This window comes from Rouxiella aceris (assembly GCF_012933545.1).
Classification (GTDB): domain Bacteria; phylum Pseudomonadota; class Gammaproteobacteria; order Enterobacterales; family Enterobacteriaceae; genus Rouxiella; species Rouxiella aceris.
Genome location: NZ_JAADJU010000004.1, coordinates 64,847 through 88,131 on the forward strand (window position 1 = coordinate 64,847; position 23,285 = coordinate 88,131).

A 23,285-nucleotide genomic window follows, 5' to 3' on the forward strand; every position below is an offset into this window, starting at 1 on the left:
TAAAAGCCTGCGGGCAATGTCCCCCCAGGCTGTATCACCGCCTGTTGTTCGCTATTTTTTCTGCTGGCTTAATGCAATTACAAACGCATATTCCATGGCAATATCCTCATAAGCTTTAAAGCGCCCCGACTTGCCGCCGTGTCCGGAATCCATATCGGTATACATCAGCAGTTGATGGTTATCGGTTTTCACATCGCGCAGTTTGGCAACCCATTTCGCCGGTTCCCAGTATTGCACCTGAGAATCATGCAGCCCGGTGGTTACCAGCATATGCGGATAGTCCTGCGCCTTGACCTGGTCATAGGGACTATATTGCAGCATATAGTCGTAGTAGGCTTTTTCGTTAGGATTGCCCCACTCGTCATATTCGCCGGTGGTCAACGGGATAGACTCGTCGAGCATGGTGGTGACCACATCGACAAACGGCACCTGTGCCACAATGCCATGATAGAGTTCTGGCGCCTGATTGATCACCGCCCCCATCAATAGCCCGCCCGCGCTGCCGCCCATGGCATACACTCGTTCGCGGTCGCCATATTGCTGGTTGACCAGCGCCTCGGTGACATCGATAAAATCGTGGAATGTGTTCATTTTATTAAACAGCTTGCCGTCGTCATACCACTGCTGGCCGAGATCGGCCCCGCCGCGAATATGCGCCAGAGCGAAAACAAATCCGCGATCCAGCAAACTCAAACGGCTGCCGCTAAAGCCCGGATCCATGCTGCTGCCATAAGAGCCGTAGGCATAGATCATCAACGGATTTTCCCCGGCCTGGAACAGGTCGTGGCGATAAACCAGGGAAACCGGCACCTTTACGCCATCGCGGGCGGTAACCCACAGACGTTCACTGCGATAGTTGGCGGAATCGAAGTTTTTCACTTCCTGCTGTTTCAGAAGTTTACGCTCTCCGCTATCGAGATCCAGCTCATACAGCGAGCTGGCGGTGGTCATTGAGGAGTAGCCGTAACGCAGCAAGGAAGTATCGGGATCGGGATTATAGGACAGCCAGGTCATATAGGTAGGATCGTCGAATTTAAGCGATTTTTCTTCGCCGCTTTGCCAGTGGATCTGCCGTAAGTGGGTAAGCCCCTCCTGGCGCTCTTCCACCACCAGCCAGTCGCGGAACAGACTAAACCCTTCCAGCATAATGTCATCACGAGGAGCAATCAGCGTCTGCCAGCTGGCTTCGTCCGCCGTGGCACTTTTGTAGAAGCCAAAGTTTTTGCCGTCTTTATTGGAGCGAATATAAAAATCGCCCTGATAGTGATCGAGACCATATTCATGATCTTTTCTGCGCGCTAAAAACAGCTGCGGCTCAGCCTGCGGGTCATCGGCATCGAGCAACAGGATCTCCGAGGTGGTGGTGCTGTCGAGATGGATCAGGATATAACGTTCAGAGGTGGTTTTATCCAGCCCGACGTAGAAGGTGTCATCTTTCTCTTCATAGATCAGCACATCATGGCGCGGATCACTGCCCACCTGATGGCGATAGACCTGATAAGGCAGCAGCGTCGTTTTATGTTTGCGCACATAGTAAATGGTGGTGGAGTCATTGGCCCACTCCGCGCTGCCCGAGGTGTTTTTCAACACTTCCGGCGACCAGCTGTCATCGTGCAGTTGCTTGACACGGATATCGTACTGACGACGTGACAGAAAATCTTCCGCCACCAGCAAGCGGCTATTATCCGGGCTGACGTCCAGGCCGCCCAGGGTATAAAACTCGCGATTGGCCGCGCGCTCATTGCCATCAATCAGCGTTTGCCAGTTATCGCTTTCGCTCGCAGGCTGGCGCAGATAAATCGCATATTCATTGCCCGGCTCATAGCGGGTCTGATAACGGTAGCCATGTTTAACATAAGGAACCGAATGGTCCTGCTGGGGAATGCGGTCGACCATCTCCTGATACAGCGCTTCACGCAGCGCCTGATGTGGCTGCATAACCTGTTCCGTCCAGGCGTTCTCCGCCGTCAGATAATCCAGCACCGCCTTATCGCCGCGCTCATCGTCGCGCAGCCAGTAGTAGTCATCAACACGGGTATCACCGTGGGTAATTATCGGGTATGGGCGTTTTTCAGCCTTTGGAGGTGTCATCATTTTAGGTCTCTCTCCTCACAATAGTGCTATCAGAGTGACAGGTTTATCGAGGGAAACCAAGACAGGGTGCAGCAAATGGAGGATAAGTCAGCAGATTGCCAAAAAAACATCCGCCTGGCTAAGCCCGTTAATTTATTGGGTAATAACAGGTGTCAGCAAGACGGATATCGGGGATTACTGCGGTTGACCGTAGTTGATTTCGCCAGCCTGACAGTTCAGTCGGACGTTATAGGTTTTTTGCGTTTTATTACCGCTGACTTTTAACGGCACCTGCCAGTCGCCAGCGCTGCCGGTAATGCTGCTGGCCACGACCCAAACCACCGGGGCTTGAGTGCCAAACAAGGTTTTATCACTTTGCCAACGGGTAATACGATTTTGCAGGTAGTCGCGCTTGACCAACGCGGCGATCTCATCCTGGCTGGCATTGGCACAGGGAGCGATCTTGCCACTACGGTCCTGGCTATCCGCCGCCCGGGCAGGGAGAGAAACCACCCCTAACCCAAGCGCCGCGACTAAACCACTGACCATCAAATATCTTGTGTTAATCGTTATCACAGCTTGTCTCCTGTAGAAATGATCTTTCCTTGCATACCCTTAACAAGGCTAAGGGTATCTCTACAACGCATTGAGTGTAGTACCTAACAAGGTGATAACTCAAGCTTAACAAGCTGTAAATGTTAACTCAGACTTAACGCAGTAAAATGGCCTTGCAGTTCTTGCCTTTGATTTTGCCTTCCTGCAAACGCTGCAACGCTTTTTTGGCGCTATTTTTGCGGATGGCGACATAGGCATGTACCGGGAACATATCAATCTTGCCCACTTCGGCGGCGGTTAATCCCGCGTCACCGGTTAGCGCACCAAGAATATCGCCGGGACGGATTTTGGCTTTACGGCCACCGTCAATACAAAGGGTCAACATCTCGGGTTCGAGCGTGATCGCAGGCGCGGCCAGGGTTTGTGCCGCGGGCTGCCACTGGAAAGTCTGCTGCAAATAATCTTCCAGTGCATGTACGCGTACCATCTCTTGTGGCGCAACCAGGCTGACCGCCAAACCCTGGGTGCCCGCGCGACCGGTACGGCCTACGCGATGGACGTGGACTTCCGGGTCAAAAGAGAGTTCATAGTTAATCACCAGACCCAGATCTTTAATATCCAGCCCGCGCGCCGCGACGTCGGTGGCGACCAGAACGCGACAGCTACCGTTGGAAAAACGCACCAGTACCCGGTCACGATCGCGCTGTTCCAGATCGCCGTTCAATGCCAGCACGTTAATGCCTTTACTGGCCAGCAGTTCGGCGACTTCCTGGCAGTCGCGTTTAGTATTACAGAACACCACGCAGGACGTCGGCTGATGCTGATACAGGACCGCCGTCAGCAGCGATAAACGGCTGTGGCGATCGGCTTCGATAAATACCTGCTGAATATCCGCCACATCGTCATCGCCTTCAATTTCGACGTTTAACGGCTGACGCTGGAACTTGCCGCTAATGCGCTCAATGCCCTGCGGATAGGTAGCGGAGAACAACAGGGTTTGACGTGAAGGCGGAGTGTAGCTGACCACGTCTTCGATATCTTCACTAAAGCCCATATCCAGCATGCGATCGGCTTCATCAAGGACCAGCACTTTCAGTTGATCCAGCTTAAGGGTGCCTTTACGCAGATGTTCCTGAATACGGCCCGGGGTGCCCACCACAATGTGCGGAGGATGCACCAGCGAATCAAGCTGTGGCGCAATCGGCTGGCCGCCGCACAGGGTAAGAATTTTGATATTCTGGGTAAAACGCGCCAGACGACGTAGCTCTTTACTGACCTGATCCGCCAGCTCACGCGTTGGGCACAACACCAGCGACTGGCAGACAAACTCGCCAACGGTAATTTTATCTAACAGACCAATACCGAAGGCAGCCGTTTTACCGCTGCCGGTTTTTGCTTTGGCGCGAACATCCTGCCCTTGCAAAATGGCGGGTAATGCAGCTTCCTGGATTGGCGTCATCTGGGCATAGCCCAGCTCTTCCAGGTTAGCAAGTTGTTCAGCGGGCAAAGCGAGTGTGGAAAAAGAATGCGTGCTCAAGGCGATAACTCTTATATAAGGCGAATAAAACGGATCGGCGCAGGACAGTCGGCACCATGTATTAATAGAGATAATAACAGAGAAGGGATTATTGCGCCTTAGCGCGATACTACGGGGTCAAAAAAACCCGCAACATCGGCGGGTTTTAAACAACAGTTATCTCACTGCAGCTGCCGTCTGACTTTAGTCGTCGGAGGTTTGCTTACAGGGGAATAACGTTGGCAGCAGACGGGCCGCGTGGGCTGTCCTGAATGGTGAATTCAACCTGCTGACCTTCAGCAAGCGTTTTAAAACCCTCGCTGTTGATTGCAGAGAAATGAACGAAAACATCTTTTGAACCGTCGGCTGGCGAAATAAAACCAAAACCTTTGCTTTCGTTAAACCATTTGACCTGACCAGTTAACTTACTCATTTTACTATCCTTTGCTTATTTAAACACATCCGCCTCGATCGCGAATGCCGCACTATTAACGCATATTCACCGCAGGGACGCAAATCACGCCCTCGCCACGCAATCGTTTTCGTAGCGGATAATTTTGCTATATAATGCGCCGAAACTGCTGCGGAAAGCGCCGTAGCAAGCATGTTTCACCACCCTATTTTTTATCACCGACAACGAGTTAGGTATCCCGCTATGTTAACCATTGGAACTGCACTGCGCGCCGACGCAACCCGCGTTATGTTATTGGGCTCTGGCGAATTGGGCAAAGAAGTGGCCATTGAATGCCAGCGTCTCGGCCTGGAAGTGATCGCCGTCGATCGCTATGCCGATGCCCCTGCCATGCAGGTTGCCCACCGCAGCCATGTGATCAACATGCTCGATGGCGAAGCGCTCAAGCAACTGATTGAAAGCGAACGCCCAGACTTTATCGTGCCGGAAATCGAAGCCATCGCCACCAGCATGCTGGTTGAGCTGGAAAAACAGGGCCATAACGTGGTGCCCTGTGCCGAAGCCACACGTCTGACCATGAACCGCGAAGGTATCCGTCGTCTGGCGGCCGAAACGCTGAATTTACCCACCTCGAGCTACCGTTTTGCCGATGATGAAGCGAGTTTTAAACAGGCGGTGCAGGATATTGGTTACCCTTGCATTATCAAACCGGTGATGAGCTCTTCCGGTAAAGGACAGAGTCTGATCCGTAGCGCAGAAACGCTGCAAAAAGCCTGGGATTACGCCCAGCTTGGCGGCCGCGCGGGCGGTGGACGGGTGATTGTTGAAGGTCTGGTGAAATTTGATTTTGAAATCACGCTGTTGACCATTAATGCCATCGACGGCATTCATTTCTGTGCGCCTATCGGCCACCGTCAGGAAGACGGCGATTACCGTGAGTCCTGGCAGCCACAGCAAATGAGCGATCTGGCATTGCAGCGCGCTAAAGATATTGCGCAAAAAGTGGTCACCGCCTTGGGCGGCAAAGGTCTGTTTGGCGTTGAGCTGTTTGTTTGTGGCGATGAGGTAATATTTAGCGAAGTCTCCCCGCGCCCCCATGACACCGGCATGGTCACGCTGATTTCGCAGGATCTCTCCGAGTTTGCCCTGCACGTTCGCGCCTTCCTCGGCCTGCCGATCGGCACTATTCGTCAGTTTGGCCCTGCTGCTTCGGCGGTTATCCTGCCAGAGCTGACCAGCAATAATGTCAGTTTCAGCGGTCTGGAACAGGCGTTGGTGGGTTCTAATCAGGTGCGGTTGTTTGGTAAACCGGAAATCAGCGGTAAGCGTCGTTTAGGCGTGGCGCTGTCCATTGGCGATACCATTGAACAGGCAGTTGAGACCGCTATCAAAGCTGCGGCAGCCGTTAGCGTTAAAGGTTAAAGCCAATGCGCTCAGCGAACCTTGCCGGGTCGTTGAGCGCATCGTTTCTATCGGCGAATCAACTTATTCGTCGTCTTCGTCGTCAAATATCACCGTCACGCGGTCGCCTTTGTGGGTTTCGCGGATCTCTTGCGCAACCAGGGCAATGGCTTCGCCGCTGCTCATACCCTGTTCCATTAACTGATGGATACGTTCTGCAGCCTGTTGCTGTTCTGAATGTGAAAGTGAAGGCATACCGGTCAGCATAAGAGTGTTCCTGTAAATTAAGCGAGCCAGGCGCGCATTATACGCCTTAAAAGGCCAATGACCTACCGTCGGCAATCTATGCTAGGCTATGGCTCTGTGCCAGGAACCTTGTCGAAATCATGTCAGCCGCTCAATCAATCAAAATTCATGCTTTACCCTATCAACCCGATGTTTTGCTTACTCGGTTTGCGCCCCTGTCTTCACGGCCCTGGGCGATGCTGCTGCATTCCGGCAGCGCGCAGCATGCGCACAACCGGTTTGATATTCTGGTTGCCGAACCGCTGGTCACCCTGACCACGCGCGGATTAAACACGCAAATCGATTACCCCCTTGAAGATCACCGTTGTGAAAACAGCGCGGCCGACCCGTTTTGGCTGATCGAGCAACAGCTGGCAAGCAGTGGGATGCAGGCCACCTTTACCCCTGACTTGCCGTTTCAGGGAGGGGCGCTGGGATTATTGGGTTACGACCTCGGTCGGCGCATTGAATCCCTGCCTGAACAGGCGGATCAGGATATTGCGCTGCCGGATATGGCGATAGGTATCTATAACTGGGCATTAATTGCCGACCATCAATTACAACGCCTGACCCTGGTCTGCCACGGTGATATCCAGGCGCGTCTTGACTGGCTTAGCCAGTATCCGGCCACCGCTCCCCGGCAGCCTTTTCAGCTTACGTCGGGCTGGCAGGCCAATATGAGCCGCGAAGCCTATGGTGAGAAATTCCGTCAGGTACAAGCTTATTTGCAAAGTGGCGACTGTTACCAAATTAATCTGGCACAGCGTTTTACAGCCAGCTATCAGGGTGACGAATGGCAGGCCTTCTTGCGCCTGAACCAGACCAATCGTGCGCCTTTTTCGGCATTTCTGCGCTTGCCGGATAATGCAGTACTGAGTCTGTCACCCGAACGTTTTATCTGGCTGGAAGAGGACCGTATTCAGACCCGCCCGATTAAGGGTACGCTGCCGCGCAGCGCCTGCCCGCAAACCGACCGTCTGCAGGCCGAGCGGCTGGCTGCTTCGGAAAAGGATCGTGCGGAGAATCTGATGATTGTCGATCTGCTGCGCAATGATATCGGTCGCGTGGCTGTGCCGGGCAGCGTCAAGGTGCCCGAACTGTTTGTGGTCGAAGCCTTTCCTGCCGTTCACCATCTGGTCAGCACCATTACCGCCCAACTACCAACAAGTTGTCATCCGGCCAGCCTGCTGCGCGCCTGTTTTCCCGGCGGGTCGATCACCGGTGCCCCCAAAATCAGGGCGATGCAGATTATCGAACAGCTGGAGCCGCAGCGGCGTAATGGCTATTGCGGCAGCATTGTCTATCTCAGTTGCTGCGGCACTATGGACAGCAATATCACCATTCGCACCTTATTGGCAGAAAACGGAAAAATGTTCTGCTGGGCCGGTGGTGGCATTGTGGCGGATAGTCAGGAACAGGCGGAATATCAGGAAACCTTCGATAAAGTGGCGCGCATTCTGCCGCTGCTCGGCGAGGAGCTGGCATGATAAGTACGTTGCCGGCCCTCCCCGTTGAATCGCAGCCGATCGCTATCCAGGAGTTTATCCGCCGCTTTCAACTCTGTCTGCCACCGCAGCCGAGTCGCCAGGCGCGCGGACGCCGTCAGGCTGCGGTGCTGATCCCAATCATCTGCCGCGAGCAACCTACGCTGTTGCTGACCCGGCGCTCCGATCGGCTGCGAAAACATGCTGGTCAGGTGGCTTTTCCCGGCGGCGCTGCCGATGCCGGTGACGCCTCGCTGATTTATACTGCTCTGCGCGAGGCGCAAGAAGAAGTGGCCATCCCGCCGTCATCAGTGCAGGTATTGGGCCAGTTAACCGCCGTCGACAGCAGCAGTGGCTTTCAGGTAACGCCGATTGTCGGCCTGTTGCCGGTGGATGTTCCGCTGCATCCTTGTGAAGACGAAGTTGCCGAATTGTTTGAGATCCCCTTACAAGAAGCCTTTAACCTTTCCCGTTACCATTCGCTGGATATTGAGCGCGCCGGTCATCACCATCGGGTTTATCTTTCCTGGTATCAACAGCAATTTGTCTGGGGAATGACCGCTGGTATTATTCGCCAGCTGGCCAAACAGGTCGCTGGCTGACGCATTAGTTCATTTGTCGTAACTCGGGTTTATTAATTACTTTTTTTCATGCGAAAAGCGCTGCGCAACGCCCTCCGCCCTTTTACACTATACAATTGGCAACTCAACAAAAAATAAACAAAGCTTGGGCCAATCCGGTAACCCATTGTTAACCAACAGGGCAACAGCCAGCAGACAGGTGCCTAATCCCGCTGCCTTTTCGTTGCCCCACCCGACTTGACCTATCAGGAGTTTTCAACGTGATCAGTGCTTTCGACATGTTCAAGGTGGGTATTGGCCCGTCCAGTTCCCATACCCTCGGCCCCATGAAGGCGGGCAAACAATTTGCCGACGATCTGCTGCAACAGGATCTGCTGCCGCAGGTAACGCGTATTGCCGTTGACGTTTATGGTTCGTTGTCGCTGACCGGCAAAGGTCACCATACCGATGTCGCCATTATTCTTGGCCTGGCGGGCAACAAGCCCGACACGGTGGATATTGATGCTATCCCGCATTTCATTAAAGACGTCGAGCAACGTCAGCTCTTGCCAATTGGCGGGACACTGCATGAAGTGGATTTCCCGCGCGATAGCGGCATGATTTTTCGTGGCGAAAATTTACCCCGTCATGAAAACGCTATGCAGATCCATGCCTTTGTCGGCGAAAGACTGGTTTACAGCAAGACCTATTACTCGATCGGCGGTGGCTTTATCGTTGACGACGAACATTTTGGTCAGCCGGTACTGGATGAAGTCGACGTGCCTTATGCCTTTAATTCGGCCTCCGAAATGCTGGCTAAATGCCATGAAACCGGGCTGTCCCTTTCCGGGCTAATGATGAAAAATGAGCTGGCACAGCATAGCAAGAGCGAAATTGATCACTATTTCGCGGTCATCTGGCGCACCATGCAGGCCTGTATCGATCGCGGCTTAAATACCGAAGGGGTGTTACCGGGACCGCTGCGCGTTCCGCGTCGCGCCTCGGCGCTGCGACGAATGCTGGTGTCCAACGATAAACTGTCAAATGATCCTATGGTGGTGATCGACTGGGTCAATATGTTTGCGCTGGCAGTTAACGAAGAAAACGCCGCTGGCGGGCGGGTGGTCACCGCCCCCACCAACGGTGCCTGCGGTATCGTGCCTGCGGTTCTCGCCTACTACGACCGCTTTATTCAGCCGGTCAGCCCGGATATCGCCCTGCGCTATTTTCTTGCCTGCGGTGCTATCGGCATCCTTTATAAAATGAATGCCTCTATTTCCGGCGCCGAAGTGGGTTGTCAGGGAGAGGTGGGCGTGGCCTGTTCCATGGCTGCCGCCGGTTTGACCGAGCTACTCGGCGGCAGCCCGGAACAGGTCTGTGTCGCTGCCGAAATCGGCATGGAGCATAACCTCGGTCTGACCTGCGATCCGGTTGCCGGACAGGTGCAAGTACCGTGCATCGAGCGCAATGCCATTGCGGCAGTAAAAGCGATTAACTCATCACGGATGGCGCTGCGCCGTACCAGTGCGCCACGGGTATCCCTCGATAAAGTAATAGAGACCATGTATGAGACCGGGAAGGATATGAATGCCAAATACCGCGAAACATCCCGTGGTGGTCTGGCAATCAAAGTGCAATGTGACTGATTGGCCCGCTTTATAACCAGTCTCGGTAAAGGTGACTACACAGACGGTCATTTAACTGCCATATCCTGCTGTTTGGCCCCGGTTCTTTATGCCGAAACCGCAGGATATCTGTTCCACAACAAAACCGAGCGTCAAATCAGCTCTAGTAACAAAAACCTGCTGTATTCACTGGAAATATTGGTTCTAGTGCTTGCAATCAACCTATCGCCTGCGGCATGCTGACCCCTCTCTGATGACCAGGGTGCATGCGTTTTTACTCTTTTGACTTTCATGTAAGGAAAGTGGAAAGTTTGTATAAAAAATAGCAATAACCTGTTGAATACATTATGGTCAGCACAGAGAGATACCCAACATATTTCGCGCCGCATTCTGGCGGCAACTGCACGGTTCCCCCTGGTACAGCTAATATGTGGCCAGAGGCAGCCAACAAAGATGCAGCTTGCTGTATTACGGGTAGAAAACCTTATCAATGGACGAGCGGCAGAATATTTTAGGGCTACTATCAATCAATATGATGAACTTCGTTGATGATTTATTTTAAATTCTGACGCAGACCAATAGCCTGTTATGTAGCCTGATTTTAAACGGAAGAAAAGGATTAGTACGATGCCAATCTCCCCCATTGGTCTTGCAAAATATCGCTATTATCGACTGGCACTGGCTATTGCGATGGGGTTAGTGACACTGCTTTTCACCCTGGGGATCCGCATCTATGAGCAAAAGCAGGCGATTGGCGATGACCAGCAACGGGTGGCGAGCCATACGGTTGAAAAGCTCGATAAGATTTTCTTCCCGGTGCAAAATATCACTTCGCTTCCCGCTATCGAACCTGACCAGCAATGCCCCGCCCTCCAGCCCTCCTTGCAGCAAAGTGTGGCCAAACTGCAAACCCTGCGCGCCATTGCTGTCGTAAAAGATGCCCGCATAGTCTGTTCGAGCCTGCTGGGTGCGCTAGATATCGACTTTAGCAAGGCGCTGCCGCATATGCTGGAAGGCGTGACCAATCTGGAACTGCGCCCGGCAATGATGACCAGCGATCCGGTTCCCACCCTGATCTACTGGCAACCGAAGAGCACGGATAACCGCAATGGCTTGCTGTTTATTTATAATATCGACATTCTCTCCAGCTTCTTACTTGAACCCCAGCCGCCTTTTGCCAACAGAATCGTGCTGAACGTGATGCAGCAAAGTCTGGAGTACGATAAAAAAAGCATTACGCCACGCGCCAGCATTCCGGACGTGCCGCTACTTGACGTACATTCGGAAAAATACAATTTCTCAGTTTCTATCTATGGCCGTCCGCCCCTCGCCCTGGCCTGGAGCAAACTGCCAAACCATTTGCCGCTGTCTATTTTGATCAGCCTGCTGGCTTCGTTTGCTATCTATCTGTTTTCCGGCAGCCGCATCAGCCTGGCTTATCCCATTAGCCACGCTATCTCGCACCGTGAGTTTCAGGTCTATTGCCAGCCGATTATCAATAGTGAAGACGGAAAGTGTATTGGGGTAGAAACCTTGATGCGCTGGAAGAACCGCCGCCAGGAGTGGGTCTCTCCCGATGTATTTATCCCGCTGGCAGAACAACATGGACTGATTATCGCCCTGACACGTTATCTCATTAAACAGGTCAGCGATAATCTGGCTTACTTTCCGAGCAACGCGAATTTTTATATCAGCATTAACGTTGCCGCTCAGCATTTCAATAATATGGAGATTCTGAAGGATATTCACGACTTCTGGCTGCCGGCCAATCCTCAGGTATCGTTGATGCTGGAATTGACCGAAAGAACTCGCCTGCAGGAACTGACCGCCGAACAAATCGAGCAATTAAAGGCAATCGGCGTCCAGTTAGCGATTGATGATTTTGGTACCGGTCACAGTTCACTGAGTTACCTCAAGACGCTGAACCCGGATGTATTGAAAATCGATCGCGCCTTTACTGCCGCCATTGGCACCGATGCTATTAACGCCACCGTCACCGACTCGATCATTACCCTCGCCCAGCGACTGAAGCTGAAACTGATTGCCGAAGGGGTGGAAACCCGTGAACAGGCAGATTATTTACGTGACAGAAAAGTCGAAGCGTTGCAGGGCTACTATTTTGCCCGCCCAATGCCGATTGATGTTTTCCCTATCTGGCTTGAGCGCTACCAGCAAGATAATATCCGCGCCGAAGCCATCGCTGATTAAACCGCTGCGGCCACAGACACGGCCGCAGCGAAGACCTTGCCGATTACTCCTCTTCTGGACGGCGATCGTTGGGCGCAATCTTGCTAATACGTACGCTTTCAATGCGGTATTCAGACACCTTGATAATCTCAAAGCGCAACGGCGGCATGGTTATCACTTCGCCCTCCACCGGCATTTGCCCGGATTCGGATAACAGCAACCCGGCAAGGGAAGCGTAATCGGCGTTTGGACTGACCAGCTCAAAAGTATTCAGCCGCTGTTCCAGCGCATGTAGATCGGTACCGCCTTTCGCCAGCCAGCCGTCGCCGTCAACCACCACATCCGGCGTTTCATCTTCATCGGGGAATTCCCCGGCAATGGCCTCCAGCACGTCCAGCGGTGTCACCAGCCCCTGGATCACACCAAACTCATTGCTGACCACCACCAGACGTCCTCTGGCCCGGCGCAGCACCGCCAGCAATTTGATCACGTCCATGGTTTCAGGTACCACAATAGGCGGCGTTTGTTCGGCAAAGGCAACAATATCTTCACCGTTTTCCAGCGCCACCAGCAGATCTTTGGCACGCACCACACCAATCACATCATCAAGAGATTGGCGGCAGATAGGAAACAGGCTGTGCGGCGTATCCAGCAACTGCATACGGATATCATCGGTGGAGCGTTCACAGTCGACCCAGGAAATCTCGGTGCGCGGGGTCATAATGCTGCGCAGCGAGCGGGAAGCCAGGGTCAGTACGCCACTGATCATAAAACGCTCTTCTTCCGCAAAGGTTTCATCTGCAGATTTGGTTTCATCCTGCGGCTCTTCGCCACGGTGATCGTTATCGCGTTTTCCGCCCATCAAACGATAAATCGCCTCGGCGGTCCGCTCACGCAGCGGCATCCGTGACTGATGACGGATAAAGTTGCGACGGGCAATCTGATTGAACAGTTCGATCAGCACCGAGAAACCGATGGCGGCATACAGATAGCCTTTAGGAATATGGAAACCAAATCCCTCGGCAATCAGGCTCAGACCAATCATCAGCAAGAAACTCAGACACAGCACCACCACGGTGGGATGAGCGTTAACAAAGCGGGTTAACGCTTTCGACGCCAGCAGCATCATGCCCATGGCGATCACTACCGCGGTCATCATCACCGCAAGGTTATTAACCATCCCCACGGCGGTGATCACCGCATCGAGCGAGAAGACGGCATCCAATATGACGATCTGGATAACAACCGACCAGAACCCCGAGTAGCCACGGTTGCTGTTGCCGGTTTCAGCCTCCCCTTCCAGGCGCTCATGCAGCTCACTGGTGGCTTTAAACAACAGAAACAGCCCCCCAAGCAGCAGAATAAGATCGCGTCCCGAAAAGGTGAACTGCGCAATGCTAAACAGCGGAGTGGTCAGTTTTACCATCCATGAAATCAGTGCCAGCAGGCCCAGACGCATAACTAACGCCAGCGATAAACCGATAAGACGGGCTTTATCGCGCTGTTTTGGCGGTAGCTTGTCCGCCAGAATGGCAATAAACACCAGGTTGTCGATCCCCAGCACGATCTCCAGCACGATCAACGTCAGCAAACCGACCCAAATAGAAGGATCCATTAAAAATTCCATATCAGACTCCGCAGTGAGTAATCAGAAAGAAGGCCGGGACGTGAGGGTTGGCACACCGGATAACCTGGGTTCGATCAACGGCGGATAACACACCGTCTTTGGCACTGAGCCAATGGAAACGCATGAGCATAGCGGCAGAAAGGCTGAGGTAATGGCGCGAGGGCCAAGCCTGTCGTGTGTTGCATGGGGGGAAGCGAAACGTACTTGTGGTAGTGATTGTAGTAAAGCGTCGTCGGTGACAGTCCATAGGGTGGGCTGAGGCCCGGTACTCCTGTGTAATAATTGGAAATATACTGTAACAGCTCTATTCATCAACGCAAAGTGTCATTTACAAGCGCATTCCGCGAACAGCGCCTATGCTTTTGTTGTTTCGTGCGACAAATCATCTAAATCGCAAAAACAGTCTGCACATTGCCGAGCGGGTCTGCGAATAACTGACAGTCGTCACAAAATTTATTTTTTCACACACTAAAATAAATCCATTCGGAATTTCCGATGTTCTATTTCAATGAATGTTCGTTGATTTTTCAGAAATAAAGGGAGAATTAAGTTTTTTTTACACGAAAACAATGTAGGGAACACAGCATTCGTCAACTGAATATACTGACGAACAAAAATATGCTTTATCACTTAAGTGCACAACCCGCCAGCCGGGTTAAAAGAGGAGGTAGCGAGTGAGTATTGCTATTATCATCGGCACTCATGGCTCAGCGGCCGAACAGCTGCTGAAAACAACGGAAATGTTAATAGGCGATCAGCAAAACGTCGCTTATATCGATTTCGTGCCTGGGGAAAACGCCGATACATTGATTGAGAAATACAACGCGAAGCTCGAAGGTCTAGACACGAGTAGTGGTGTTCTATTTTTAGTCGACACCTGGGGGGGAAGTCCTTTCAACGCCGCCAGTCGTATTGTCGTCGATAAAGAGGGTTATGAGGTGGTCACCGGGGTAAATATTCCGATGCTGGTTGAAACCTTTATGGCTCGTGATGACAACCCTTCCCTTGTCGAACTGACTGCTGTCGCCATTGAAACCGGTCGCCTGGGCGTCAGAGCCCTGAAACTACCGGAAGCTACAGTGACTACCACCGCAGCCCCGGTTGCCAAGCCTGCAGCTCCGGCGAAACCTCTGGGTCCTAACGATCATATGAAAATCGGTCTGGCACGTATCGACGACCGTTTGATCCATGGTCAGGTTGCCACCCGCTGGACCAAAGAAACCAACGTTAACCGTATTATTGTCATCAGTGATGAAGTAGCCGCCGATACCGTGCGTAAAACGCTGCTCACTCAGGTTGCTCCTCCAGGGGTCACCGCGCATGTTGTCGATGTCGCAAAAGCGATCCGCGTTTACGATAATCCGAAATATGCCGGCGATCGCGTTATGTTGTTGTTTACCAATCCAACTGATGTACTGCGCGTGGTTGAAGCAGGTGTCAATATCACCTCGGTGAATATTGGCGGCATGGCATTTAAACAGGGTAAAACCCAGGTGAATAATGCGGTCTCTGTTGATGCCAAAGATATTGAAGCATTTAAGAAATTAAATGAAAAAGGTATTGAGCTGGAAGTGCGCAAAGTCTCTTCAGACAGTCGTCTGAAAATGATGGATATGATTAACAAAATGAATTAATAGGCCGACCAACCGCTCCTGACGACATCAAGGTCACAGGCCGGTTATGCTGGCATTATTTTACTCGGAATCCGTAGGTATAGGAGAAGGTCAATGGAGATCACCACACTACAAATTGTGCTGATATTTATTGTCGCATGTATTGCCGGGATGGAATCCATTCTGGATGAGTTTCAGTTTCACCGTCCGTTAGTAGCCTGTACGTTAATTGGTCTGGTTCTCGGCGATATGAAAACCGGTATCATTATCGGCGGGACATTGGAAATGATCGCCCTGGGCTGGATGAACATCGGTGCCGCCGTGGCTCCCGATGCCGCCCTCGCCTCGATTATTTCCACCATCCTGGTTATCGCCGGTGGACAATCAATTGGTGCCGGTATCGCGCTGGCCATACCTTTGGCTGCAGCCGGTCAGGTATTAACCATTATCGTGCGTACCATTACCGTGGCATTCCAGCACGCAGCCGACAAGGCCGCTGAAAAGGGCAACCTGAGTGCCATATCCTGGATCCACGTTTCTGCGCTGATCCTGCAAGCCATGCGTATTGCTATCCCTGCCGTTATCGTCGGTGTTTCCGTCGGTACCAGCGTAGTACAAAGCATGCTGAGTTCGATCCCAGTCGTTGTCACCAGTGGTCTGAACATTGCCGGTGGGATGATCGTCGTTGTTGGTTACGCCATGGTTATTAACATGATGCGTGCCGGCTATCTGATGCCATTCTTCTACCTGGGCTTTGTGACCGCCGCATTCACCAACTTCAACCTGGTTGCACTGGGTGTAATCGGGATGGTGATGGCAGTGCTCTATATCCAGTTGAGTCCAAAATACAATAAGTCTGCACAGGCTTCTGGACCTCAGGCTGTTAACGATCTCGACAACGAATTAGACTAAGGGTGAGAGAAATGGTCGATCAAACTCAAGAGAAAAAACTCACGCCTGCCGATATTCGCGGTGTGTTTCTACGCTCAAACCTGTTCCAGGGATCATGGAACTTTGAACGTATGCAGGCGCTTGGCTTCTGCTTCTGTATGGTGCCGGTGATTCGTCGTCTTTATCCTGAAAACAACGACGATCGTAAACAGGCGATTAAACGTCACCTGGAGTTCTTTAATACCCATCCTTACGTCGCAGCCCCGGTGCTGGGTGTAACGCTGGCGCTTGAAGAACAACGTGCCAATGGCGCACCAATCGACGATGCGGCCATCAACGGCCTGAAAGTCGGTCTGATGGGACCTCTGGCCGGTGTCGGTGACCCGATTTTCTGGGGTACCGTACGTCCGGTATTTGCGGCCCTGGGTGCCGGTATTGCCATGAGTGGTAGCCTGCTCGGGCCTCTGCTGTTCTTTATTCTGTTTAACCTGGTACGTCTGTTAAACCGTTATTACGGTGTGGCTTACGGCTATCGCAAAGGTGTCGATATCGTTAACGATATGGGCGGCGGCTTCCTGCAGAAATTGACCGAGGGGGCGTCAATTCTCGGCCTCTTTGTCATGGGGGCGCTGGTCAACAAGTGGACGCATGTCAACATTCCGTTGGTCGTCTCGAAGATCACCGATAACGCCGGTCATACGACGGTGACCACGGTACAAAGCATCCTCGACCAGTTAATGCCGGGCCTGGTTCCTCTGCTGCTGACCTTTGGTTGTATGTGGCTGCTGCGCAGGAAGGTCAATGCGCTGTGGATTATCATCGGCTTCTTCGTCATCGGTATTTTCGGTTTTTGGATCGGCCTGCTCGGTCTGTAATGACCAGGCAGCAACCGGGGGCGTGATAACCCCCGGTTTTTTATTGTTAAAATCCACTGCGTAGCGGGAGACTCAGGATGTCAGTAACAGATATTGCCTTGATTATTTTCATTTTATTGCTATTGGCTTATGCCATTTATGATGAATTTATCATGGATAAAAGACAGGGAAAAACGCAGTTAAGAGTTAACCTCCAACGCAGAAACAAGATTGATGCGGTTATTTTTATTGGCCTGTTGATCATTTTGCTTTACAACAATATCACTGCCCACGGCAGTCTGCTGACTACCTATTTGTTAATCAGTCTCGGGCTGATTGCCTTCTATATTTCGTTTATTCGCTGGCCAAAGATGCTGTTTAAACCCACAGGTTTTTTCTATGCCAATAGCTTCATTACCTATGAGCGCATCCAGGCAATGAACCTGTCAGAAGACGGCATACTGGTTATTCAGCTGGAACAGAAAAAACTATTAATTCGCGTTAACCATCTGGACGATCTGGAAAACATATACAAATTAATGGTTAATTATCAATGATATGAATAAATATTAACTAAAATGACAAAGTGGCGAGTGACGTAATTCCGCTTATTCATTAGCCAGCTAAATTATATTTTCGACCGCAGCCTTATTAGTTCGTCTATTATTTCCGCGCAGTTGTTAATGACATTTTACGGATGCTAATGGTTATCATTATTAATTGCCCTATTGACAATATTTAGGGTTGTCTGGCAACAAAATAATATGTTAAGGTTGCGCCGTCATTGGGGAGTAGCCGGTTTATACATTTAATTCTTTACATTAAAGATAAATTTATAAACGCTCGTATCAACATACTCGTTTGTTGTTTAAACGTGGTGCGAGCATCCTGGGAAGGTTGGCGAGACCATAGGCACGTAGCTCCGTCGTAAGGTTGGGGGTGGGTTACGTGTATATGGAGCCACCCGGCCGAGGTCTTTTCAATGAATTTATCTGCCACCATTATTCTCGCCTTTGGCATGTCCATGGACGCATTTGCTGCTTCTATTGGCAAAGGTGCCACCCTGCATAAACCCCGCTTTCGTGAAGCCTTCCGTACCGGTCTGATTTTTGGCGTTATTGAAGCTATTACCCCGCTTATTGGCTGGGGCATCGGGCTGTTTGCCACTCAATACATTATGGCCTGGGATCACTGGGTAGCCTTTACCCTGCTGTTTATTCTTGGTGCCAGAATGATCTATGAAGGCTGCAAAAATAAAACCGACGAAGAAGCTCCGTTGCAGAGCAGCCATAGCTTTTGGATCCTCGCCACTACCGCAGTGGCCACCAGCCTTGATGCTATGGCCATTGGCGTGGGTCTGGCATTTCTTGAAGTCAATATCTTGCATACCGCGTTGGCTATTGGTCTGGCAACCATGACCATGGCAACCATTGGCATTATGCTGGGCCGTTTTATTGGTCCGTTGCTGGGCAAATGGGCGGAGATTCTCGGCGGCGTGGTGCTGATTGGTATCGGCTGCAATATCCTGCTCGAACATCTCGGCTATATCGCGTAATCCCCCTGCCCCCGATCTCTTTGACTATCGGGGGCGAGCCTCTGGCACTACTGACGGCGAAACAGACGGATCATGAAATCCGTTTCGCAGCTAAATTCTGGCCGCTGGGAGAGATCCTGCATCAACGCTTGCGTTGCTCGCCAGGCGAAGGGCGTCATCTGCAGTAAATCAAAAGCCTGCTGGCCGTTTAGCGTCATCATATAGCTCAGTGACTCGCTGCTGATGCAATCAAACCCCGCCAGTTCCTCTGCTACATCGCTATGCAACTGCACATCAGAATAAATGCAGGCCTTGATCTGATAGAGATGTCGTGGCCCTGGTGCAACGGTCAGTACCCATCCTGCAGGTTTTAGTACCCGATGCAGCTCTTCGGCCTTGCAGGGCGCATAAATGCGTACAATGGCATCCAGCGAGGCGTCAGCAAACGGCAGGCGATGGCTGGACGCCACACAAAACCGTACGTCAGGGTAGCGTTTGGCGGCGTAACGTATCGCCACCTTGGCCACATCCAGCCCGTAAACCTGCAGACTGCCCGATACATTCAGCTCCTGGGCCAGCGCCGAGGTGTAGTAGCCCTCGCCACAGCCAATATCGAGGATCGCCCCTTCGCTATCACTCAGTTTGTCTGCCAACAGGCTAACCAGCCGATCGCGTAGCGGCTGGTAATGACCACCTTCAAGAAAGGTGCGTCTTGAGAGCATCATTTCGGCGCTGTCACCGGGTTCCTTGGATCTTTTATGCTGCACCGGCAGCAAATTGACATATCCCTCTTTGGCATTATCAAATTGATGATTATTTTCACAACGCCACTGTTTATCAACGGCGTGTAAAGGAAGGTGGCAAAGAGGACATTGATAGGTCATGCGGGTATCCAGAAAGATGAAGCAGCGAGAGGTTGGCACTCGGCGTCTTGCGGGTGATTGCCGCTCAGTCTAAAGAAGCCCGCAGCCAGTTGCAACTGCTGCCCGGCAGCCCTGCTGCTGCGCTGGCAAGTGAAAAGACATGGTCAGTCACCTGCTAACCCGGCTACACTGCTTTTACTCGTTTTCTATTAACCATAGTGATGTTATGAGTGATATTTCAGCCCTGCTTAACCAAATCCCCACCATCAAACATGGTTTTGGCAGCAAAGATGCGTTATTACCCCAAACGCTGCAAGCCTTCAGCCATACCTTGCCTGAAAAGAAGCAGGTTCATGGCATCACCATTATTGATGTGACTCATCCGCAGCAGCAATGCGGTGAAGCCGATGGCTTCTACACCGAACAGCCTGGTATTCTGCTCACGGTGTTTACCGCCGACTGTCTGCCGGTGGTGTTCAGCCACAAGCAAGGCAAGGCGGTGGCAGTGGTCCATGCCGGCTGGCGCGGCTTGCATCAGGGCATTCTGGAGCAGATGGCGCAGAGGATAAATCAGAGCGGGTCAACCGAGGATTGGGTCGCCTCAATAGGTCCGGCAGCAGGTCCCTGTTGTTATCAGGTGAGCGAGGAACTGGTCGATGAGTTCCAGCAAGGCCTCGATTTGCCCCCGGCGCTCATTTCTCCCCGCCATCGTCATCTTGATCTGCCCGCTATCGCCTTCGCCAAATTGACCCGGGCCGGATTTGCGGCAGTGGACCTGGCAGGAAGTTGCACCATCTGCACGCCAGCGTCACAAGCGGCCAAGGGATACAAATATACCAGCTTTCGTCGTAACAGCCTGCAGCGTGCTCTGGACCCCACACATCCGGGGATTAGCGGCCGTAACCAGCAGTCGGGGATTATTATTCTGCCCGCCGCGTCAGCAGGCTAAATCGTCAGCTTGTCAACGCCATAAAAAAACCCGCACCATGGCGGGTTTTTTTTACAGCTAACGCTGCTTAGATTGCAGTTACGTTAACTGCAGATGGGCCTTTCTGGCCATCTTGGATTTCGAACTCAACGTTCTGGCCTTCAGCCAGGGTTTTGAAGCCGTTACCCTGGATTGCAGAGAAGTGTACGAACACATCTTTGCTGCCGTCAGCTGGAGTGATGAAACCGAAACCTTTAGACTCGTTGAACCACTTAACTTGACCTTTGATCTTTGCCATTTTGAGTATTTCCTTTGGATTGTTTAAACCGCCCTACGGCGTTACACAGACAAACTTGAGTCGTTACTGCTTGAGGCACTAAGATAAAAATCGGCAGAGAAGCGGTATTCAACGATAACGTCTTTACTCAAAACTTCTTTACTGAAAATGCCACACATATACAGAACTGTACCTCGTTTTACCCAGATGCGTTATCACATACTCTGAATTCGATGGCAAGCCATTTTTAATCAGTGATGGACTTGTCGCACATATTTGAGTCGGTTACAGGCACTTCCTGTCCAGACACGCCAAAATAGGTTGATAGGTTTGCTTTTTTCTGCTCAGAAGCAAGCCGCACCCAACAATCAAAACAATAACGACCTGTCGACGATTATTGATCAATAAATGCCAGACGATAAGAGACACGCTCAGCTTTAATTGAATTATTATTGTATTTGATATAACACAAAAGGCTTGTACGCAAGTTTTAAAGTGCACCAACCTGCAGATCAAAAAATCCTGTGCTTGATGCCGGTTGCAGTCATAGCAGGCTTCTCTGCTGTCGGAGCTGTGCCCAGGAGGCCAGAAGTCAGTACCCGACGAGGGTAGGAATTGCTTAAAATAAAAGCAATAAAAACAGTTAACGTGATTGGCTATACACTAATCAAAACAGGCACTCTCGTACTACCCTGGTGCAAAATAACTCCGCCCCCCTATTCCCCTGCACCTTAAACGTGCGACGAAACGGTGCCAGATATAATCGGCAAAGATTCAGTTTTCCACGCAACGCCACGCTTTTAAAAAAATGTCGCTCCGCAACATCCATCACAATGCAACCCTACAGGACATATTTTACCCTTGGATGAATTTTATATTAAACCCGCTGGTTGAAAATACATCGCATATTCAAATTACGGCAAAGCATATGCAATAATTAAATTTATAATAACCGTGAGCCAGTTGGCATTTTTATTATCAGACTATTATTTTTTCCATTTTTGCTTTTCGCTTACCTGGATGACTAATAGGTTTGTCAGCGAGGCACCTCGCGTGAACCCAGAGCTGACGGCCCTTGCAAAGCAGTGACTTGCTCGCGAGACCACCCGCCTGGTGATAACCACTGGCTAACGGCCGAAAAGTCAATTTATCTGCGGTGTCATCTCGAATAATGAGATTGAACCACAGTTTGTTCTGGATAGTGGAACTCAGGTTTTTTTTAATGACAAAAGGTCGCACAAAAACCAGCGGCGGAGGAGTAAAAAGAGATGTTAAGTGAAATAATTTAACTTAACGCGCCATTGCTAAATCCTGCGCTCAACAAGAATTGAAGCGCTCATTTTTCGCCAATTGAAAATGAGCGCCGTCATTTTTTACAGTGAAATGTGTTGCCCTATTTTTAGGGGAGCAAACTTTTCTTTGCTCAATCCATCCTCGGCAATGGCGCGAGCTAATTCTTTTGGTGGCTCGTCCAGGGACTCGTCAGCTAATTCAAATACTCCCCAATGAATGGGAACCGCACGCCGACATTGCGCCTCCTTAAACACCTGTACCGCCTGTTGCGGGTCCATATGGTGTAAATGCATGAACCATCTTGGTGCATAGGCGCCGATGGGGATCGCTGCAATATCAAAGGGTCCTAGGCGTTCGCCAATGTGACTAAACTGATCGCTGTAACCACTGTCTCCAGAGAAAAAGAAACTGAATGCCTGATGCTTGACCACCCAACCGCACCACAGAGAACGGTTGCGATCCCATGGAGTACGCATACTCCAGTGACGGGCAGGCACGGCATGGAAACTGATCCCCGCCATCTCCCGCTGATCCCACCAATCGAGCTCTTCAATTTTTTGTGCGCCCTGACGCTTTAGCCAGGGTCTCATGCCCAAAGGCACCATAAACACGATATCGGGAAAACGCCGCAACAGACTCACAATGGTCGGTTTATCGAGATGGTCGTAGTGATTGTGGGAAATCACCACATAATCAATCGGCGGCAGGTTTGCCACCGTAACCGTTGGCGGCGTTTTGCGCCGGGGTCCGTAAAAAGTCAGTGGCGAAGCCCGCTCTGAGAACACGGGATCGGTCAGCACATAGCGCCCGGCGATACGCAGCAGCAGGCAGGCGTGCCCCAAAAACCACAAACGATCCTCTGTGCCGCTAAAATCTGCGGCCTGCCACCAGTGCTCGATAAAATGCTGATAGCCATTTGCCGGGGGATGCGGGAAACCTTGCTGTTTACGCTCTTTACGCCAGCGTTTCAGGTCGCCATTGGCACGCGGCTCTTTTTCCGGATTGATAAAACCTTGCGGAGTATGGTGCGATTTAGATGGATCATAGTAGGGATTTTTTACAGACATGATTTCCCTTAGCGATAAATATTTATCAGCAATATCATAGAGGACAATAGACTGCTTCTTTACTAACACAAAGGCTTGTCGGTGCTCTCAGAAAAAGTGCAAGCTGATGTTGCCCCTGCCTGCATCTCGCTGACAATGGGTAGCGCAACATGGGGCTATCGGCAAAGCAGGCAATAAAAAACCCTGCCGACATTGACCCAATGTCGGCAGGGTGACTCAGAGGTTACAATCACTGTCGGG

The 23,285-nt window shown here is 51.4% G+C and carries 22 protein-coding genes and 1 riboswitch; of the genes, 12 read left to right on the top strand and 10 right to left on the bottom strand.

The genetic code is table 11. The features are described from left to right. Positions 1–51: 51 nt before the first annotated feature. The 4 genes from GW590_RS08520 to cspE (GW590_RS08535) form a co-directional block, all read right to left on the bottom strand. Positions 52–2,094: a S9 family peptidase gene (locus GW590_RS08520; protein WP_169402606.1), complete on the bottom strand. Its 2,043-nt coding sequence runs from the start codon at positions 2,092–2,094 to the stop codon at positions 52–54. A 174-nt stretch (positions 2,095–2,268) separates the two neighbouring features. Further along, positions 2,269–2,649, bottom strand: a complete 381-nt coding sequence (gene yebF / locus GW590_RS08525) for a protein YebF (protein WP_328803059.1) — start codon at positions 2,647–2,649, stop codon at positions 2,269–2,271. 133 nt (positions 2,650–2,782) lie between these two features. Then, a complete protein-coding gene (gene dbpA / locus GW590_RS08530) occupies positions 2,783–4,165 on the bottom strand; it encodes an ATP-dependent RNA helicase DbpA (RefSeq protein ID WP_169402607.1) in 1,383 nt (460 codons plus the stop codon). 202 nt (positions 4,166–4,367) lie between these two features. Continuing rightward, positions 4,368–4,577 (bottom strand): transcription antiterminator/RNA stability regulator CspE, encoded by a 210-nt coding sequence (cspE, locus tag GW590_RS08535; RefSeq protein ID WP_169402608.1) that lies wholly within the window; start codon positions 4,575–4,577, stop codon positions 4,368–4,370. A 222-nt stretch (positions 4,578–4,799) separates the two neighbouring features. Between cspE (GW590_RS08535) and purT the strand changes: the two genes are divergently transcribed. Next, positions 4,800–5,978 (top strand): formate-dependent phosphoribosylglycinamide formyltransferase, encoded by a 1,179-nt coding sequence (gene purT / locus GW590_RS08540; RefSeq protein ID WP_169402609.1) that lies wholly within the window; start codon positions 4,800–4,802, stop codon positions 5,976–5,978. Between the two features lie 63 nt (positions 5,979–6,041). Here the strand turns inward: purT and GW590_RS08545 are convergent, their stop codons facing one another. Continuing rightward, a complete protein-coding gene (locus GW590_RS08545; RefSeq protein ID WP_169402610.1) occupies positions 6,042–6,224 on the bottom strand; it encodes a YoaH family protein in 183 nt (60 codons plus the stop codon). Positions 6,225–6,343: 119 nt separating this feature from the next. Here GW590_RS08545 and pabB point away from each other — a divergent pair, with 119 nt between their 5' ends. From pabB to GW590_RS08565, 4 genes are all read left to right on the top strand, one after another. Next, entirely contained in the window at positions 6,344–7,729 is a 1,386-nt protein-coding gene (gene pabB / locus GW590_RS08550) for an aminodeoxychorismate synthase component 1 (RefSeq protein WP_169402611.1), read from the top strand. Further along, a complete protein-coding gene (locus GW590_RS08555) occupies positions 7,726–8,328 on the top strand; it encodes a CoA pyrophosphatase (RefSeq protein WP_169402612.1) in 603 nt (200 codons plus the stop codon). The genes pabB and GW590_RS08555 overlap by 4 nt, the downstream gene beginning before the upstream one ends. A 239-nt stretch (positions 8,329–8,567) precedes the next feature. Next, the gene (locus tag GW590_RS08560; RefSeq protein ID WP_169402613.1) at positions 8,568–9,932 is read left to right on the top strand and encodes an L-serine ammonia-lyase; all 1,365 of its coding nucleotides are present in this window, start codon (positions 8,568–8,570) and stop codon (positions 9,930–9,932) included. A 606-nt stretch (positions 9,933–10,538) separates the two neighbouring features. Then, positions 10,539–12,119: an EAL domain-containing protein gene (locus GW590_RS08565; RefSeq protein WP_169402614.1), complete on the top strand. Its 1,581-nt coding sequence runs from the start codon at positions 10,539–10,541 to the stop codon at positions 12,117–12,119. Between the two features lie 43 nt (positions 12,120–12,162). Here the strand turns inward: GW590_RS08565 and GW590_RS08570 are convergent, their stop codons facing one another. Further along, positions 12,163–13,725, bottom strand: coding sequence for a TerC family protein (locus tag GW590_RS08570; protein ID WP_169402615.1), 1,563 nt, complete (start codon positions 13,723–13,725; stop codon positions 12,163–12,165). Positions 13,726–14,399: 674 nt separating this feature from the next. Here GW590_RS08570 and manX point away from each other — a divergent pair. The 5 genes from manX (at position 14,400) to mntP (ending at position 18,638) form a co-directional block, all read left to right on the top strand. Then, positions 14,400–15,359: a PTS mannose transporter subunit IIAB gene (manX, locus tag GW590_RS08575; RefSeq protein ID WP_169402616.1), complete on the top strand. Its 960-nt coding sequence runs from the start codon at positions 14,400–14,402 to the stop codon at positions 15,357–15,359. A 93-nt stretch (positions 15,360–15,452) separates the two neighbouring features. Further along, positions 15,453–16,250 carry a PTS mannose/fructose/sorbose transporter subunit IIC gene (locus GW590_RS08580; RefSeq protein ID WP_169402617.1) on the top strand — a complete coding sequence of 266 codons (798 nt, stop codon included), beginning with the start codon at positions 15,453–15,455 and terminating at the stop codon, positions 16,248–16,250. A gap of 11 nt (positions 16,251–16,261) precedes the next feature. After that, entirely contained in the window at positions 16,262–17,104 is an 843-nt protein-coding gene (locus tag GW590_RS08585) for a PTS mannose transporter subunit IID (RefSeq protein ID WP_169402618.1), read from the top strand. Between the two features lie 77 nt (positions 17,105–17,181). After that, a complete protein-coding gene (locus GW590_RS08590; RefSeq protein WP_169402619.1) occupies positions 17,182–17,640 on the top strand; it encodes a DUF986 family protein in 459 nt (152 codons plus the stop codon). A gap of 217 nt (positions 17,641–17,857) precedes the next feature. Beyond that, a riboswitch (yybP-ykoY riboswitch) is annotated at positions 17,858–18,055 on the top strand. 10 nt (positions 18,056–18,065) lie between these two features. Then, positions 18,066–18,638 (top strand): manganese efflux pump MntP, encoded by a 573-nt coding sequence (mntP, locus tag GW590_RS08595; protein WP_169402620.1) that lies wholly within the window; start codon positions 18,066–18,068, stop codon positions 18,636–18,638. A gap of 47 nt (positions 18,639–18,685) precedes the next feature. Here the strand turns inward: mntP and rlmA are convergent, their stop codons facing one another. After that, positions 18,686–19,501 (bottom strand): 23S rRNA (guanine(745)-N(1))-methyltransferase, encoded by an 816-nt coding sequence (gene rlmA, locus GW590_RS08600; protein WP_169402621.1) that lies wholly within the window; start codon positions 19,499–19,501, stop codon positions 18,686–18,688. A 32-nt stretch (positions 19,502–19,533) separates the two neighbouring features. Between rlmA and GW590_RS24455 the strand changes: the two genes are divergently transcribed. Together GW590_RS24455 and GW590_RS08605 are read left to right on the top strand one after the other, a co-directional pair. Continuing rightward, on the top strand, positions 19,534–19,659 hold the full coding sequence (locus GW590_RS24455; RefSeq protein ID WP_268952802.1) for a hypothetical protein: 126 nt from the start codon (positions 19,534–19,536) through the stop codon (positions 19,657–19,659). 47 nt (positions 19,660–19,706) lie between these two features. Beyond that, positions 19,707–20,429, top strand: coding sequence for a polyphenol oxidase family protein (locus GW590_RS08605; protein WP_169402622.1), 723 nt, complete (start codon positions 19,707–19,709; stop codon positions 20,427–20,429). A 67-nt stretch (positions 20,430–20,496) separates the two neighbouring features. Here GW590_RS08605 and cspE (GW590_RS08610) read toward each other — a convergent pair whose 3' ends face one another. From cspE (GW590_RS08610) to GW590_RS08620, 3 genes are all read right to left on the bottom strand, one after another. Beyond that, entirely contained in the window at positions 20,497–20,706 is a 210-nt protein-coding gene (gene cspE, locus GW590_RS08610) for a transcription antiterminator/RNA stability regulator CspE (protein ID WP_002221949.1), read from the bottom strand. A gap of 41 nt (positions 20,707–20,747) precedes the next feature. Beyond that, complete coding sequence (locus GW590_RS08615) at positions 20,748–20,864, bottom strand: DUF2627 domain-containing protein (protein ID WP_072156473.1); 117 nt, start codon at positions 20,862–20,864, stop codon at positions 20,748–20,750. A 1,194-nt stretch (positions 20,865–22,058) separates the two neighbouring features. Next, positions 22,059–23,045 (bottom strand): MBL fold metallo-hydrolase, encoded by a 987-nt coding sequence (locus tag GW590_RS08620; protein ID WP_169402623.1) that lies wholly within the window; start codon positions 23,043–23,045, stop codon positions 22,059–22,061. Positions 23,046–23,285 lie beyond the last annotated feature (240 nt).